General features: G+C 68.3%; 13 protein-coding genes. 12 read left to right on the forward strand and 1 reads right to left on the reverse strand.

The window, feature by feature from the left end:
- Window positions 1-94: 94 nt before the first annotated feature.
- From AC1Q6V_RS11695 to AC1Q6V_RS11725, 7 genes are all read left to right on the forward strand, one after another.
- The gene (locus AC1Q6V_RS11695) at window positions 95-1,183 is read left to right on the forward strand and encodes a helix-turn-helix domain-containing protein (RefSeq protein ID WP_454749935.1); all 1,089 of its coding nucleotides are present in this window, start codon (window positions 95-97) and stop codon (window positions 1,181-1,183) included.
- 181 nt (window positions 1,184-1,364) lie between these two features.
- On the forward strand, window positions 1,365-2,690 hold the full coding sequence (locus tag AC1Q6V_RS11700; protein ID WP_011617665.1) for an MFS transporter: 1,326 nt from the start codon (window positions 1,365-1,367) through the stop codon (window positions 2,688-2,690).
- A gap of 18 nt (window positions 2,691-2,708) precedes the next feature.
- On the forward strand, window positions 2,709-2,888 hold the full coding sequence (locus tag AC1Q6V_RS11705) for a hypothetical protein (RefSeq protein WP_454749936.1): 180 nt from the start codon (window positions 2,709-2,711) through the stop codon (window positions 2,886-2,888).
- A complete protein-coding gene (locus AC1Q6V_RS11710) occupies window positions 2,878-4,233 on the forward strand; it encodes an amidase family protein (protein ID WP_454749937.1) in 1,356 nt (451 codons plus the stop codon). The genes AC1Q6V_RS11705 and AC1Q6V_RS11710 overlap by 11 nt, the downstream gene beginning before the upstream one ends.
- 207 nt (window positions 4,234-4,440) lie before the next feature.
- Entirely contained in the window at window positions 4,441-5,394 is a 954-nt protein-coding gene (locus AC1Q6V_RS11715) for a Bug family tripartite tricarboxylate transporter substrate binding protein (protein ID WP_010811012.1), read from the forward strand.
- Between the two features lie 27 nt (window positions 5,395-5,421).
- Window positions 5,422-6,927 carry an N-acyl-D-amino-acid deacylase family protein gene (locus tag AC1Q6V_RS11720; RefSeq protein ID WP_454749938.1) on the forward strand — a complete coding sequence of 502 codons (1,506 nt, stop codon included), beginning with the start codon at window positions 5,422-5,424 and terminating at the stop codon, window positions 6,925-6,927.
- Window positions 6,928-6,952: 25 nt separating this feature from the next.
- Entirely contained in the window at window positions 6,953-8,290 is a 1,338-nt protein-coding gene (locus AC1Q6V_RS11725; protein ID WP_454749939.1) for an aspartate aminotransferase family protein, read from the forward strand.
- Between the two features lie 94 nt (window positions 8,291-8,384).
- On the opposite strand, the gene AC1Q6V_RS11730 is transcribed toward AC1Q6V_RS11725, so the two are convergent.
- Entirely contained in the window at window positions 8,385-9,542 is a 1,158-nt protein-coding gene (locus tag AC1Q6V_RS11730) for a methyl-accepting chemotaxis protein (protein WP_011617660.1), read from the reverse strand.
- 208 nt (window positions 9,543-9,750) lie between these two features.
- Here AC1Q6V_RS11730 and AC1Q6V_RS11735 point away from each other — a divergent pair, with 208 nt between their 5' ends.
- The 5 genes from AC1Q6V_RS11735 to AC1Q6V_RS11755 all read left to right on the forward strand — a co-directional run bounded on the left by AC1Q6V_RS11735 (window position 9,751) and on the right by AC1Q6V_RS11755 (window position 15,955).
- Window positions 9,751-10,158 carry a DUF2946 family protein gene (locus AC1Q6V_RS11735; protein WP_010811016.1) on the forward strand — a complete coding sequence of 136 codons (408 nt, stop codon included), beginning with the start codon at window positions 9,751-9,753 and terminating at the stop codon, window positions 10,156-10,158.
- A gap of 138 nt (window positions 10,159-10,296) precedes the next feature.
- Entirely contained in the window at window positions 10,297-12,408 is a 2,112-nt protein-coding gene (locus AC1Q6V_RS11740; RefSeq protein WP_454749940.1) for a TonB-dependent receptor, read from the forward strand.
- A gap of 21 nt (window positions 12,409-12,429) precedes the next feature.
- Window positions 12,430-13,146 carry an ABC transporter ATP-binding protein gene (locus AC1Q6V_RS11745; protein WP_058696590.1) on the forward strand — a complete coding sequence of 239 codons (717 nt, stop codon included), beginning with the start codon at window positions 12,430-12,432 and terminating at the stop codon, window positions 13,144-13,146.
- Window positions 13,143-14,561, forward strand: coding sequence for an ABC transporter permease (locus tag AC1Q6V_RS11750; RefSeq protein ID WP_011617657.1), 1,419 nt, complete (start codon window positions 13,143-13,145; stop codon window positions 14,559-14,561). Before AC1Q6V_RS11745 ends, AC1Q6V_RS11750 begins: the two co-directional genes overlap by 4 nt.
- On the forward strand, window positions 14,558-15,955 hold the full coding sequence (locus AC1Q6V_RS11755; protein ID WP_454749941.1) for an ABC transporter permease: 1,398 nt from the start codon (window positions 14,558-14,560) through the stop codon (window positions 15,953-15,955). The genes AC1Q6V_RS11750 and AC1Q6V_RS11755 overlap by 4 nt, the downstream gene beginning before the upstream one ends.
- Window positions 15,956-15,963: the final 8 nt, after the last annotated feature.

Below are 15,963 nucleotides of genomic sequence, written 5' to 3' on the forward strand. Positions count from 1 at the left end.
GTCCATAGCTATCAATTCGCGCGATTTGCGGTGATGGTGTAAGGTTCGAGTTACTCAATTCACCATCGGTTGAAAAAAAGTGGAGGGGATGCCCATGACGGAAGGCACTTTTGCCACGCGCCTGAAGGGGGTGCTGGAAGGCAAAAGGATCATGCTCAAGCAGGTGGCAGAGGCGCTGTCGGTATCGCCGTCGGCGGTGCACAAGTGGACCCGCGGCGGCGAGATCGAATACGAGCGGCTGCTCGCGCTGGCGCGCTTCCTGGGCGTCAACTGGCTGTGGCTGCGCTACGGCGAGCAGGCCATCGCCGACCTGGAGGCCAGCACCGCCTCTGACCCACACATCAAGGAACTGCGCCAGAAGCACCTGGCGGAGATCATGGAGAGCGAGGCGCGCATGAAGTTCGCGCAGGAGGTCTCGGGCATCGTCACCTGGGAATGGAACGTGCTGACCGATGGCCTGACCTACTCGTCCAACGACGTCACGCTGTTCGGCCGCCACATCCGCAACATGGACGACTTCTGGGCCTGCGTGCATCCGGCCGATGTCGCGCGCCTGCGCGAGGTGCTGGCGCGCACGCTGGGCGCGCAGGAGATGCACGAGTGGGAGTTCCGCGTCGTGCACGGGGACACCACGCGCTGGATCTCGTCGCGGGCCACGCTGGTGCGCGACTTCGACCAGCGCCCGGTCAAGATGATCGGCGTCAGCCTGGACATCACCGAGCGGCGCCGCGCCGAGGCTGCGCTGCGCCAGAACGAGGCGCTGCTGGCCAAGGCGCAGGAGATTGCCCACCTGGGCGGCTGGTACTGGAATATCCAGACCGACGACTGCGCCTGGACCGACGAGGCCTACCGCATCTTCGGCTGGGCCCCGCAGGCGTTCAAGGTGACCATGGAGCGCTACCTGGCGTCGATCGTCGAGGAGGACCGCGCGCGCGTGCAGGCGGCCATCCGCGCGGCCATCGTCGACAAGGCGCCGTACAGTGTCGACTACCGCATCCAGCTGCCCGACGGCAGCCATCGCGACATCCATGAGGAAGGCGAGGTCACGCTGGACGAGCACGGCAACGCCCTGACCATGGTCGGCGCCTCGCAGGATGTCACCGGGCCGGCAGCGCCGCCGGCAAGAGGCGGCGGCAAGGCCCCGCGCAAGCGTGCGGCGGACAAGCCGCGCGCACCAGCCTGACAGCGCCACAGGGCGGCATGCATTGCCGCCCTTTTTCATTGGGCGGGTCTTCCGCGTCACGTGAAGGCATAAAACCGTTTGTTTCAGTGTAAACGTTAGTGGAACGTTTGTTTCATATTCCGCTATGATGGCATCTCCATGGCGCCGGATACCGCGCGCCCGTACAAGGAGGAGATCCATCATGTCCCTGGCCAAGCCAGCCATCCCGCAGTCCCCGGGCCACGCCGCGGTGTTGCCGGACGCCGCCGCCGCCGCGTTCGCCAAGGTCACGCGCCGCATCGTGCCGTTTATCGTGCTGTGCTACTTCTTCAGCTACCTGGACCGGGTCAACGTGGGCTTCGCCAAGTTGCAGATGCAGCAGGCGCTGGGGCTGAGCGACGTGGTCTATGGCCTGGGCGCGGGCATCTTCTTCTGGGGCTACATGCTGTGCCAGGTGCCCAGCAGCCTGCTGATCTACCGCCTCGGCATGCGCCGCAGCATGGCGGCCATCATGATCCTGTGGGGGCTGGTATCCGCCGCGACCATGTTCGTGACCACGCCGATGGAGTTCTACGCGGCGCGCTTCCTGCTGGGCGTGACCGAGGCCGGCTTCTTCCCGGCCGCGGTGATGTACCTGAACAAGTGGTACCCGGCCGACCGGCAGTCGCGCATCATGTCGATCCTGTTCCTGGCGATGCCGCTGGGCATGGTGCTGGGCGGCCCGATCTCCGGCGCGCTGATGTCAGCCACGCATGACCTGCACGGGCTGCAAGGCTGGCAGTGGATGTTCCTGATCGAGGCGCTGCCGGCCATCGTGCTGGGCCTGCTGCTGTTGCGCATGCTGCCCGAGTCGCCGGAGGCCGCGCCATGGCTCACGCCGGCCGAGGCGGGCGCCATCACCCACACGCTGACCACCGAGAACGCGAAGAAGAACACCCGCTTCATCGCCGCGCTCAAGTCGCCGGTCCTGTGGATGCTGATGGCGATCTGCCTGCTGTTCAATATCGGCAACTACGGCCTGGTGTTCTGGCTGCCCACCATCATCCAGTCGACCGGGATGTCGTCGCCGCTTGAGATCGCCATGCTGACGGCGATCCCGTATGCGGTCGCGTGCGTGGCGATGAACGTCAACGCCGCGCACGCCGAGCGCACCGGCGAGCGCCGCCTGCACTCCGCGCTGCCGCTGCTGGTGGCCGCCGTCGGCATGTGGGCGAGCACGCTGTTCCCGCACAACACGGTGATGGCGATGGTGTTCCTGACTATCGGCATTTCCGGCCTGATGGCCACGCTGTCGATGTTCTGGGGCCTGCCGGGCCGCGTGCTGGCCGGCACCGCCGCGGCTGGCGGCATTGCCATGATCAACAGCGCGGCCAGCCTGGCCGGCCTGATCGGCCCGGTGCTGATGGGCGGCATCAAGCAGAGCACCGGCAGCATCTCGCTGGGCGTGCTGGCGCTGGCCGGGCTGATGCTGGCCGCGGCGGTGCTGATCCTGGCGATTCCACGCCAGCTGATGCAATCGCGGAGCTGAGGGATGGCGCAAGCAACCATGGCACAAGCAAGCGATGACGATCCCGCCGGCCTGGTGGCACAAGCCGCCGCGGGCCTGCAGGTGCCGGTGGCACCTCAGGATTGCGAGCAGGCCGCCGCGCTGCTGGCCGGCATGGCGGCCATGGTGGCGGGCCTGCGCCAGGCGCTGGCGCAAGCGGAGGGGCAGCATGGTTGCTGACACGCCGACCGCCGCCGCCATGGCCGCGCAAGTACGCAGCGGCGAGCGGCTTGCCCTCGACCTGGTGCAAGACGCCCTGCAGCGCGCCGAAGCCGCCGCGCCGCTCAATGCCTGCTCGGCGCTGCTGGCGGACAGCGCACTGGCGCAGGCCGCCGCGCTGGACCGGCTGCGCGCGCAGGGCCGGCCGCTGCCGCCGCTGGCGGGCGTGCCGTTCGTGGTGAAGAGCCTGCTGGACGTGCGCGGCCACGCCACGCTGGCCGGCGCCGCGCCACGCGCGCAGGAGCCGCCGGCACTGCGCCATGCCGATACGGTCGAGGCGCTGGTCGCCGCGGGCGCGGTGCCCGTTGCGCTGGCGGCGATGGACGAATACGCGTGCGGCGCCACCGGCGAGAACGTGATCGGCGGTCCGGTGCGCAATCCGCTCGATCCGTCGCGCATCACCGGCGGCTCGTCGGCCGGCACCGCGGCGCTGGTGGCTGCCGGGGTGGTGCCGTTCGGGCTGGGTTCGGATACCAATGGGTCGATCCGCGCCCCGGCCGCGTTCTGCGGCATCTGGGGGCTGCGCCCGACCACGGGGCGGTTGTCCCTGGCCGGATGCGTGCCGTATGCGCAGAGCCTGGATACGGTCGGCCCGATGGCCGGCAGCGCCTGTGACCTCGCGCTGGCCTATGCGGCAATGCTCGGCGTGGACGCGCCTGCTGATCCGCAAGGCCGTGGTGCCGCGACGCTGCGCGTCGGCGTGCTCGGCCGCGGCTTCTCCGATTTTGCCGAGCCCGCGGTGCAGGCGGCGGTGCTGCGTGTGGCCTCGGCCTTTGGCGCGGTGCGCACCATTGACCTGCCCGACGCCGACAGTTCGCGCGATGCCGCCTCGGTGATCTCCGCCTACGAAGTCGGGCGCAACCACCAGGCCATGGGCTTCTCCGAGCGCCATGGCGGCTACAGCGCCTTCGTGCGCCAGCGCATCCTGGCCGGGCTGGCGATGCCGCGCGGCTGGTATGACATCGCGCGCCAGTACCAGTCAGCGTGGCGGCAGCGGCTGCTGGCGCTGTTCGATGACGTCGACCTGCTGCTGGCCCCTTCGACGCCCTATGCGGCCACGCCGATCGGTGCCGACACCGTCAACGGCACCGGCCGCATCTATTGCCCACGTGCCGATGCCGGGCACCTGACGCGCCCGTTGTCGCTGGCGGGCCTGCCCGTTGTAGCCGCGCCGTGCGCGGGCGAGGGCTTGCCCGCAGGCATCCAGATCGTGGCCGCGCCCGGGCTCGAGAGCCAGGCACTGGCGGCGGCGCGCTTCCTTGAGGCGCAGGGGCTGTGCCGCAGCGCGACGCCCCGATGGCTGTAACGACTGTTTCATGGAGTTCGGGCCGTTGCGGCAAAGGCATTCGTGCCGGCGTCGCATCGTTATTGTTTCATGATGAGCATTTAAGAAACAAATGTTGCATTGGTTCGGGTCATGCCCCTATACTGCAAACGCGTAGCCGGGTCCAACCCAGGTACTGAACGGGATATCGAGATGCAAGATCAAAGGCAGCAGCAAAAGCGACGGTTCATGGCCACCCTGTTGTGGCTGGGCGCCGTGGGCCTGGCTGGCCCGGCAATGGCGGACAGCTATCCGTCGCGCCCGATCCGCCTGGTGGTGCCGTCAGCCGCCGGCGGCAGTCCCGACGTGCTGATGCGCGCATTGGGCGCCGAAGTCGGCAAGTCGCTGGGCCAGTCGTTCGTGATCGACAACAAGCCCGGCGCCTCGGGCGTGATCGGCATCTCCGAACTGGAACGCGCCGCGCCTGACGGCTACACGCTCGGCTATGCCAACAACGTGACGCTGTCGATCAACAAGAGCACCTTCCGCAAGCTGCCGTACCGGCCCGATGCCTTCGTGCCGGTGGTGCTGCTGTTCAAGGTGCCGAATGTGATCGCGGTCAGGCCGGAGATGCCGGTGAAGACCTTTGCCGAGCTGGTGGCCTACGTCAAGGCCAACCCGGACAAGGTCACCTATGCCTCGCCGGGCCAGGGCACGTCCGGCCACCTGACTGGCCAGCTGCTCGCGGACAAGGCGGGGCTGGCCTGGACGCACGTCGGCTACAAGGGCAGCCCGCAGGCCGCCACCGATGTGATGGGCGGCCAGGTCAATGTGCTGATCGACAACATGCCGACCATCCTGCCGCTGATCAAGGCTGGCAAGCTCAAGCCGCTGGCGGTGACCAGCCTGGCGCGCTCGCCGCTGCTGCCGGCGCTGCCCACCATCGCGGAGTCTGGCGTGCCGGGTTTCGAAGGGGTGGCCTGGGGCGGCCTGGTCGCGCCGCAAGGCACGCCCGCCGGGGTGGTGGGCAAGCTCAACGGCGCCTTCAACCGCGCGCTGGCGGATCCGGCCATCAAGGACAAGTTCGCCGCACTGGGCGCCGAGACGGTCGGCGGCACGCCGCAGGCGCTGGCCGGCTATGCCGCGCGTGAAACCGACAAATGGGCGGCCGTGGTCAGGCAGGCCGGCATCACGCCGCAGTAAGGCCCGCCAACGAGACAAGGATTGACGATGGCATCGCAACCAGCCGCGCACCGGCGCGCCGACCTGATCTTCCGCAACGCCACGGTCGTGGACGGCACGGGCGCAGCCCGCCGCGCGGCCGATGTGGCAGTCGCGGGCGACCGCATCGTCGCCGTAGGCGACTGCGCTGACATGACCGCGGACCATACCGTGGACGCAGCCGGCCGCGTGCTGGCACCGGGCTTTATCGATGCCCACACGCACGACGACGGCTACCTGCTGGTGCATCGGGACATGACGCCCAAGGTGTCGCAGGGCATCACCACCGTGGTCACCGGCAACTGCGGCATCAGCGTGGCACCGCTGGTCAGCAGCGCGCCGCCGCAGCCGCTGGACCTGCTGGGGCCGCCCGCGCTGTTCCGCTTCGATACCTTCGCGCAGTGGCTCGACGCATTGCGCGCGACGCCGGCCAACGTCAACGTGGTGCCGCTGCTCGGGCATTCGACGTTGCGCGTGCGCGCGATGCCGGAGCTGAACCGGGCCGCCAATGCAGAAGAAATCGCTGCGATGCGCGACGAGGTAAGGCTGGCAATGGAGGCGGGCGCCTTCGGTGTCTCGACCGGCACGTTCTATCCGCCCGCGGCAGCCGCCACCGAAACCGAGATCATCGCCGTGTGCGAGCCGGTCCGCACCCACGGCGGCCTCTATTCCACCCACCTGCGCGACGAGACCGACGACATCGTGCCGTCGATCGAAGAAGCGCTGCGCATTGGCCGCGCGCTTGACTGCCAGGTGGTGTTTTCCCACCACAAGGTCGCGGGCAAGCGCAATCATGGCCGCTCGGTCGAAACCCTCGGCCTGCTGGCCGACGCCGCGCGCTTGCAGCCGCTGTGCCTGGACTGCCATCCCTATCCCGCGACCTCGACCATGCTGCGGCTGGACCGCGTGCGCCAGTCCACGCGCACCATGATCACCTGGTCCACCGGCTACCCGCCCGCGGGCGGCCGCGACTTCCACGAGCTGATGCAGGAGCTTGGCCTGGACGAGGACGCGCTCTTGGCAAAGCTGCGCCCCGCGGCGGCGATCTACTTCATCATGGATGAGCGCGATGTCGAGCGCATTGCGCAGTTTCCGCTGACCATCTTCGGCTCGGACGGCCTGCCGTTCGATCCGCGCCCGCATCCGCGCCAGTGGGGCACCTTCCCGCGCATCCTGGCGCGCATGGTGCGCGAAGACCAGCTGATGACGCTGGAAACCGCAATCCGCAAGATGTCCGGCCTGGCCGCGCAGCAATACGGGCTGGCGGACCGCGGCCGGATCGTGCCGGGCGCGTTTGCCGACCTGGTGCTGTTCGATGCGGACCGGGTGCAGGACCGTGCCACCTTTGAAGACCCGCTGCAACTGAGCACCGGCATCCACGGCGTCTGGGTCAACGGCGCCAGGGTCTGGGAACAGTCCACACAGACGGACAGCGAAGGCAGCGCACTGCCCGCGTTTTCCGGCCGCGTGCTGGAGCGCCACCCCGCCGACACCGATTCCGCTCTGCGCCGCTGACGCGCGGCACCACCACCATACCATCATGACCCACGTATTCCATCGCAATCCGCGCCAGAAGCTGCCCGTTGCCGTTGCCGGGCAGGGCATCGAACTGATCGACAGCGAAGGCCGGCGCTATCTCGACGCCTCCGGCGGTGCCGCCGTGTCGTGCCTGGGGCACGGCCATCCGCGCGTGATCGAGGCGATCAAGTCGCAGCTCGACACCATCGCCTACGCGCATACGTCGTTCTTCACCACCGAGGTATCGGAAACGCTGGCCGAGACGCTGGCGCAGGCCACGCCGGGCGAACTCGACCATGTCTACTTTGTCTCCGGCGGCTCCGAAGCGGTGGAGTCGGCGCTGAAGCTGGCGCGCCAGTATTTCGTCGAAGCAGGGCAGCCCAGCCGCCGCCACTTCATCGCGCGCCGCCAGAGCTACCATGGCAACACCCTGGGCGCGCTGGCCATCGGCGGCAACGCCTGGCGGCGCGAGCCCTTCCTGCCGCTGCTGGTGCCGGCGCACCACGTGTCGCCGTGCTATGCCTACCGCGACCAGCAGGCCGGCGAGACCGACGCGCAATACGCACAGCGCCTGGCCGACGAGCTGGAAGCCAAGATCCTGGAACTTGGCCCCGACACGGTGGCCGCCTTCGTTGCCGAAACCGTGGTGGGCGCCACCGCCGGCGCGGTGCCGCCGGTGGGCGACTACCTGAAGCGCATCCGCGCCGTGTGCGACAAGTACGGCGTGCTGCTGATCCTGGATGAAGTGATGTCAGGCATGGGCCGTACCGGCTTCCTGTTCGCGTGCGAAGAGGATGGCGTGGTGCCCGATATCGTCACCATTGCCAAGGGCCTGGGTGCGGGCTACCAGCCGATCGGCGCGATGCTGTCGACGCGCAGGATCTACGACGCCATCGTCGGCGGCAGCGGCTTCTTCCAGCATGGCCATACCTATATCGGCCATGCCACGGCCTGCGCCGCGGCGCTGGCGGTGCAGCGGACCATTGCCGAAGACAACTTGCTGGCCAACGTGCTGGCGCGCGGCGAGCAACTGCGCGCACGGTTACGCGAGGTGCTGGGTGACCATCCCAACCTGGGCGATATCCGTGGACGCGGCTTGTTCGTCGGTGTGGAGTTCGTGGCCGACCGCGACAGCAAGGCCACGCTCGATCCGGCGCTGAAGACGCATGCGCGCCTGAAAGCCGCCGCCGTGCAGAACGGCCTGCTGGTCTATCCGATGGGTGGCACGGTCGATGGCGTGCATGGCGACCACGTGTTGTTCGCACCGCCGTTTATTTGCACGCCGCAGGATATCGACAGGATTGTCGAGCGCTTTGCGGCGGCGGTGCAGGCGGTGCTGCCGGCTTGCGTGACGGCTTGAATTGCTGAAGGGTCCTGCCTCCCGCTGGTTTGCTCCCCTCTCCCGCTTGCGGGAGAGGGGGCGCGCAATCAGTCAGCAATCCGCGCTGCCCACATCAGCCGAACGCCGCAACCTGCCTGAATGCGCCATGCCCCGGCGCCTGTGCTGACGCCGGTTCCGCATCCAGCCTGAACTCGCCCACCACGCGCTGCAGCTCAGTGGCCTGGCCCGCCAGTTCGTGCGAGGCACTGGCCGCCTGCTCCACCAGCGCCGCATTCTGCTGCGTCACGGTGTCCATCTGCGCCACCGCCTCGTTGACCTGCGCAATCCCGGCACTTTGCTGTTCAGAGGCCGCAGTGATCTCGCCCAGCAGCCCGGTCACGCTGGCCACTGCCTGAACGATCTCCTGCATGGTCTCGCCGGCCTGGCCCACCAGTGCCGAGCCGCTGTCCACCTGCTGCACCGAATCGTCGATCAGTTGCTTGATCTCCCGCGCCGCCGACGCACTGCGTTGCGCCAGCGTTCGCACCTCGCCGGCCACCACGGCAAAGCCGCGCCCCTGCTCACCCGCGCGCGCGGCTTCCACCGCCGCGTTCAGCGCCAGGATATTGGTCTGGAAGGCAATGCCTTCGATCACTTCGATGATGTCCGTGACCTTGCGCGAGCTGGCGCTGATCGCCGACATGGTCTGCACCACGTTGCCCACCACTTCGCCACCGCGCGCGGCGATTCCCGATGCGGTTGCCGCCAGCCCGTTGGCGGCGCGCGCGCGTTCGGTGTTCTGCTGCACCATCGAGGTCAGCTCGCCCATGCTTGACGCGGTCTCTTCCAGCGCCGCCGCCTGCTCTTCCGTGCGCTGCGACAGGTCGGTATTGCCCGCGGCAATCTGGTGCGAAGCGGCGGTGATCGAATCGGTGGAAGCGCGGATGCGTGTCACCAGGTCGGTGAGCATGTCTTCCATCTCTCCCAGGCCGCCCAGCAGCCGCCCAAACTCGCCGCCGCGCTCGGTGTCGAACTCCTGGCTGAGGTCGCCCGCCGCCACGGTCTCGGCTATGTAGACGGCTTCTGACAACGGCGCCTCGATGCTGCGCGCCAGCGCCCAGACCGCGCCCACCGCCAGGCATAGCCCACCCACGCCCAACGCGATCAGCAGGCGCCGCGCATCGGCCGCCTCCTGCATCCGCGGCAAGGCCACCGCGATCCCGATCGCCATCAGCGACCACATGGCGCCAAACGCCGCGCCCAGGCGTATGCGAATCCCCAGGTTTTGCATGTCTCTCCCCCGTTTCCACCCCAGAAGTGCAGGCGCCGGCGTGCCGGCTGCCTGTCTTGCCAATGTCTTCGCTGGCCAACTCTTGCTTAACGGCGGGAACGGTGCAGTCTTTAGCGGCTTGCAGGACAGGCTTGTCGCGGCATCGACTTTCAATTGCAATTGAGTTGCGTTAATATGGCGCCGGTCGACACAGCCAGCGCCTCCATCAATGCGTAAGCATGCGAACTTCGTTCGTCTCATCTGGGCCGTGCTCCTGCTCTTGCTAGTGCAGGCGTGGGCCGCGGTGACGCACGTGCATGCGGTACCGGGAACGCGGCTGGAGGCTGTCGTGGCGAACACAAGCGCAGGCGCAATCCCCGATACGGCCGCCACGCCGGACACGTCCGACACGGACCGCGTGCCTGCCGATGGCACGACGGATTGCGATTGCCTGTGGTGCTCGCCCCGGTTGCATCTCTTCATCAGCGCCGCCATCGCGGTGCAATTGCTCTGCGTCATCCTGCGCCTGTTGTCACGGGTACGGCAGGTCGATGTCGCCGCGCCGACATGGCGTACCCGCTTCCTCTCTCCGCCCGCCTTGCGCGCGCCACCGGCGCTGGCCCGCGCCGCCGGCTAACCCCCGGCCGCATCCCTTTCCCGTATATCTGATTGCGCGTCCGCTGCGTCATGCCAGGCGGGCGGCATGCTCACGTCTGAATTTTGTACGGCAAGCCCGGTGCCCGTAGCGGATACCGCCGGGCTGCCGCGAGGCCTCATGAACAAGAACGAAAACACGGGTGCCGCGCGCCCCCTGGCCTGGACACTGCTCTCGCTCTCGTCGGGCGTCTTCAGTCAGGCCGCATTTGCCGAAGGCCAGCATACGGTGCTGCCGGAAGTCAGCGTGGTGGCGACGCAGGACACCAGCCTGCAAGGCAAACGCAAGCTCGTGACCACGGACAGCACCGGCCTGCCGGCCGCGGTCTCGGTCGTCACCGCCGACGAGTTGGGCACCATCAATATCGGCCGGGACATCTCCAACATGTTCCGTCGTGTACCTGGGGTGGTGGCCAACAACATCGACCAGGGCGACACGGGCAACGGTTTCCGCATGCGCGGCTTCGCCACCCAGGGCACGCACGGCGCCGACACCGCAGTCTATGTGGACGGGGTGCCGCAGAACATGCCGTCCAGCCAGGCCGGCGCCGGGCATGGGCCTGCATTCCTGGAATGGCTGACCCCGGACATGATCGGCCAGATCGACGTCATCAAGGGGCCGGTGTCCGCGTTGTATGGCGACCAGAACCGGGCGGGTGCCGTGCCGATCAGCACGCAGTCGGGCGACGTGCCCTCCAGCATCGGCATCGGCTTCGACCGGTACAACGGCAAGCGCGCAACACTGGTCCTGTCAGGCAGCCATGCGTTCCGGCCCGGGCCTGAGCCGATCAAGTCGCTGTTCGTGGCCGATATCTACCGCACCCATAGCTACCGGTACGACGGCAGCACCGACCGCGACAACTTTTTCTGGAAGCTGTCGACCAGGATCGGCGACGGCGTCTACAGCCTGCGGCTCAACCACTATCGCTCCGAATCGACAGCCGCCGGCTACCTGCTGCTGAGCGACCTGCAATCCGGCAAGGTGGACCCGCGCTCCACGCAATACGGGCTGCCGGGCTTCGGCAGCGGCAAGCGTTCGATGTTCGCGCTGAATCGCGCCCCGGCGCATGGCGAGGACGGCTGGTATGCGACGTTGTACGGGGAAGCCTTCGAGCGCGAGCGTGGCATTGCCACCAGCAGCGTGCAGCACACCGTGGGTTCGGATGACCGGAACATCTTCGGCGGCCGGCTGGCCAACAACTTCACCTTCGGAGACCGGGCCGCGCTCATGGTCGGCGCGGAAGTGCGCCGCGACCGCGGCGACGCGCAGCGCCAGATCTGGGTGCGTGGCGTGCCCACTGCGAACTATATCAACGCGCAGCAGCTCGACCTGCTCACCTACGGGCTGTTCGTGCAGGGGCAGTTCAGGCCCGTCGAAGCGGTCAAGCTGACCGCCGGCCTGCGGCGCGACTGGTTCGACTACGACATCGTCAACCGCAAGCTGCCGGCAGCGAGCACCGACTACTTCTCGGGCGTCACCACGCCGAAGCTCGGCGCGGTCTGGTCGGTGCTGCCCCGGCTCGACCTGTTCGCCAACGTCGCGCAGGGCTTCCGTTCGCCGGCTGCGGAGCAGATCAGCAGCAGCGGGGCCACGGGCCCGCTGGGCGCTCCCGGCGGCACAGTCTATGACGTATCGCCGTCGAAGGTGAAATCCTACGACGTGGGCTTTACCGCGACGCCGGCCAACAACCTGACCGTGACCGCAGCAGCCTACTACACGCTGAATGAGGACGAGATCGTGGGGCAGCCGGACGGATCGTTCAAGTCGGTCGGCGACACGACGCGCAAGGGATATGAGCTCGAGGCCCGCTGGCGGCCCATCCGCCCGGTGTCGGTCTACGCCAGCTATGGCCAGATCATCCAGGCCGAAGCGAACAACCCGCTGCCCAACACGGGGGCCAGGCTGTCGGTTCCCCGGCACCTGCTCAAGCTGGGCGCCGAGTACCGCCAGCGGCTGCAGGGCGCGCAGCTGACCGTCAATGCCGATGCCTATCTGACTACCGGTATTCCCTACTACATGGGAACGCCGCAGACCCAGCTGCGTTTCATGCCGGCCTACACGCGCTTTGACCTGCGCGCGGTGCTCGACTGGAAGCAATACCAGTTGTCACTGTTCGCGGTGCTGCAGCCGCACCGGTTCTCGACCGAGGCCGCGTATGGGTCCGCAGCGGGGCTGCTGGTAGCGCCGCAGCCGAAATGGCAAGCCGGCATGGCGGCACGCTATTTCTTCTGACGTATTCGACGGAGACACGACATGCTTGAAATTCGTGACCTGGTTGTCCATCGCGACGGGCGTCGCGTGGTGGACGGCCTGAATATTGCCGTGCCGAAGGGCTGCATCTACGCCTTGCTGGGCGGCAACGGCGCGGGCAAGACCACCACCATCGATGTGACGCTGGGGTTTGTCCCGCCGGCCGGTGGCACGGTGCTGGTCGACGGACTGTCGCCCGTTGCCGATCCGGCTGCGGTCAGGCGGCGCGTCGCCTACCTGCCCGAGAACGTCGCGCTGTATCCCTACTTGTCCGGCGCGGAAAACCTGGATTACTTCTGCGCGATTGCCGGCATCAGCCTGTCGCGTGCCGAGGCCACGGCGCTGCTGGACGGCGCGGGGCTGGCCCGCGACGCGCACGGCCGGCGCGTAGCGAAATACTCGAAGGGCATGCGCCAGAAGGTGGGCCTGGCCATTGCCCAGGCCAAATCCGCGTCATTGCTGCTGCTTGACGAGCCGACCTCAGGGCTGGACCCGGCCGCGGCCGATGACATGGCAAGCCGTGTCCGGCAAGCGGCGGACGCGGGCACGGCGGTGCTGATGGCCACGCATGACCTGTTCAACGCCAGGCAGCTCGCCGACCGCATCGGCATCCTGCGTGCCGGCGTGCTGGTGGCCGAGTTTGACGCGGCCACCGTCGGCCACGAGGCACTGGCCTCAACCTACCTGGCCCATGCGCGCGCGCAGGGTGTTGCGCCATGATCAGGACCGTGGTTGTGAAGGAACTCAGGGCGATGGCCAGGGAGGGGCGCTTCGCAGCCCTGCTTGCGATCGGCGCCGCGGTATTGGCCGTCGCCATCCTGGCCTCGCTGCAGCGGCATGCCGCCGTCGCCAGCGAGGTGGCGCAGGTTACCGCCGCCACGCGGCAGCAGTGGGACGACCAGGGTGACAAGCATCCGCATCGCGGCGCGCACTTCGGCTTGTACGTGTTCCGGCCCGCCTCCGCGCTGACGGTGATCGAGCCGGGGCTGGGCGACTACTTTGGCCAGGCGCTGTGGCTGGAGCCGCACCGGCGCAATGTGGCGCGCTTCGAGCCCGCGCAGGATGCGCTGCCATCCACCCGCTTCGGCGACCTGAGCGCCGGCTTCGTGTTCGCGGTGCTGTTGCCGCTGCTGGTGATCGCAGTCACTTTCGATGCCGTCAGCGGCGAGCGGCAGCGCGGCACACTGCGCATGATGCACGGCGCCGGCGTGGCGCCGGCCAGGCTCGTGGCCGGCAAATTCCTGGCGCTGGGCGCGGGCTTTGCCGTGTTTGCGCTGGCCGTCGCGCTGGCCCCGGTCATCGCGGCCAGCGCCGGCGGCACGCTGGATGGTGCGGTCTGGTGGCGGGCAGCGGGCCTGGGTGCCGCCTATCTGCTATACACCGCGATTCTGGTGGGACTGGGCCTGGCGGTGTCGGCCTGGCTGGCCGACGGCAGGAGCGCGTTGTTCGTGCTGGTGGGCCTGTGGCTGGCCTTTGTCTTCGTGATCCCGGGCATTGGCGCGGCGGTTGCGCGGCATGCCGTGCCGCTGCCGTCGGCGCAAGCGTTCTGGGCGGCGATCCAGCGCGACTTCACGGAGGGATTGCCGGGCGACGGCAACCTGGCGGCCCGCACCGAACGCCATGACGCGGCGCTGCTGTCGCGCTATGGCGTCACGCGCCTCGAGGACCTGCCCGTGGGCGCGGCGCCGCTGCGGCGGCTGGAGCGCGACGCCTACGCCGACCGGGTCCATGCACTGCATTTCGATGCGCTGTGGCAGCGCTATGCGGCGCAGGAGAACGTCATGCGCGCCGCCGCGCTGCTGAGCCCCACGCTGGCGATCCGCAACTTCGCCATGAAGATGGCGGGAACGGATCTCTCGCACCAGCGCGACTACGAGGCCGCCGCGGAGCGCTATCGGCGCAGCGTCAACACGGCCATCGATGAATGGGATGCCAGCCACACGCGCGGCATGACTTCGTTCGATGCCAGGTACGCAGGCGCTGCGCTTTGGCGCGCAATCCGGCCCTTTGCCTACACCATGCCGCCGGCGCTGTTCGCGCTGCGGGCAGCGTTGCCGGAGATCGCGATCATGTTCTGGTGGTGCGGGCTGGCCGTGGCCGGCCTGTTCTTCTCTCTTCGCAGGATACAGCCATGAACCCCATAAGACAGACCAGGCAGGCGCTTGCCGCGCAATGCCGCCGCTTCTGCGCGGCGGGCAGTGCCCGTTGGGCGCTGCTGCTGTTTGCTGCCGCCCTGTGCGCGTGCGCGCTGGCATCGGGTCTCAGTGCGCGCGCATGGCATGAGAAGCTGCAGCAGCTGGAAGCAAACGGGCAGGCGGCGTTGCGCCTTGCCCAGGCCAAGGCATCGCCGGCATCGCCGGAGCAGGCCGCCATGGCGGCATTCCGGTTCGCCAGGTCGGAAGCCCCGGTGGCGCAGCTGCCGCCAGGTGGCGGGTTGGCGCTGGCGAGCAGCGTGCTGGACCTGCTGCCGCCGTCGGTTCGCGTCACTGTCGAGAGCCGCCACACCGACGCGCGCAACGAGGAGCGGCTGGCCAACCCGCTGTTGCAGCGCTATGGCACCTTCGACCTGGCGACGGCGATCGCGCTGCTGGCGCCGCTCATGCTGGTGTGCCTGTGCGCAGGCATGGTCCAGGGCGAGCGCGAACATGGCACGTGGCGGATGTTGATGGCTCAGGGTGCGGCCGGCGGGCGTGTGCTGTTCGCCGCCATCGCGGTTCGGGCGGGCGCCGTCTGGCTGATTGCAGTGCTCGCTTCCACGCTGGCATTCGTGCTGGACCCCGCAGCAACGCTGTCGGCGTATCTCGCATGGCTGTTCTGCGTGACGGCGTTCATCGCGTTCTGGAGTGCGGCCAGCGGTGCGCTCAACCTGCTGCCCGGTTCCGGCGCCACGGCGGTGCTGGCCGGGCTTGGCCTGTGGGTCATCGCCACCTTCGGCACGCCTGCGATGGTCGCGGCGCTGGCGGATCGCACGATGCCGATGCCGTCACGGCTGGCGGCAATCGTCCAGATCCGCGCGGCGCAGCAGAGCGCGGAAGCCAGGATGTCGGCCCTGGTGGACGAGTGGTATCAGGCTAATCCGCAGTGGGCCCCGGCCACGGCACGACAGCACGCATGGCCGGTCAGCTTCATGCCGCGCTACCTCGAGCAGGCAGCGCATATCCGGCCGGTCGTGTCCGCGTTCGACCAGGCGCGCGCGCTGCGTTTCGAGCAGGCGGAACGATGGGGCTGGTTGTCGCCGCCACTGTCGCTGCTGCTTGCTGCCGACCGGCTGGCAGGCAGTGACGCGCCGCGGTACGCCAGCTTCATGGCACGGGTAGACCGCTTCGAAGCGCAGTGGCGCGCGTACTTCGTCCCGCGCATCATGGGCTATCGTGGCGTGTCGACGGACGAGTATCGGAATGCGCCGCGGTTCGAGTGGATTGAAGGGGAGCGCGGGAAGGTGGGGATTGGCGGGCTGCAGCAATTTGGGCTGGCAGCGGCAATGCTAGGCTTGCTCGTGGTGTTCCGGGCGCGGTTGGCGCGCCCTTGAACGCCGCG

It is taken from the genome of Cupriavidus sp. GW823-FHT07B10, assembly GCF_058794355.1.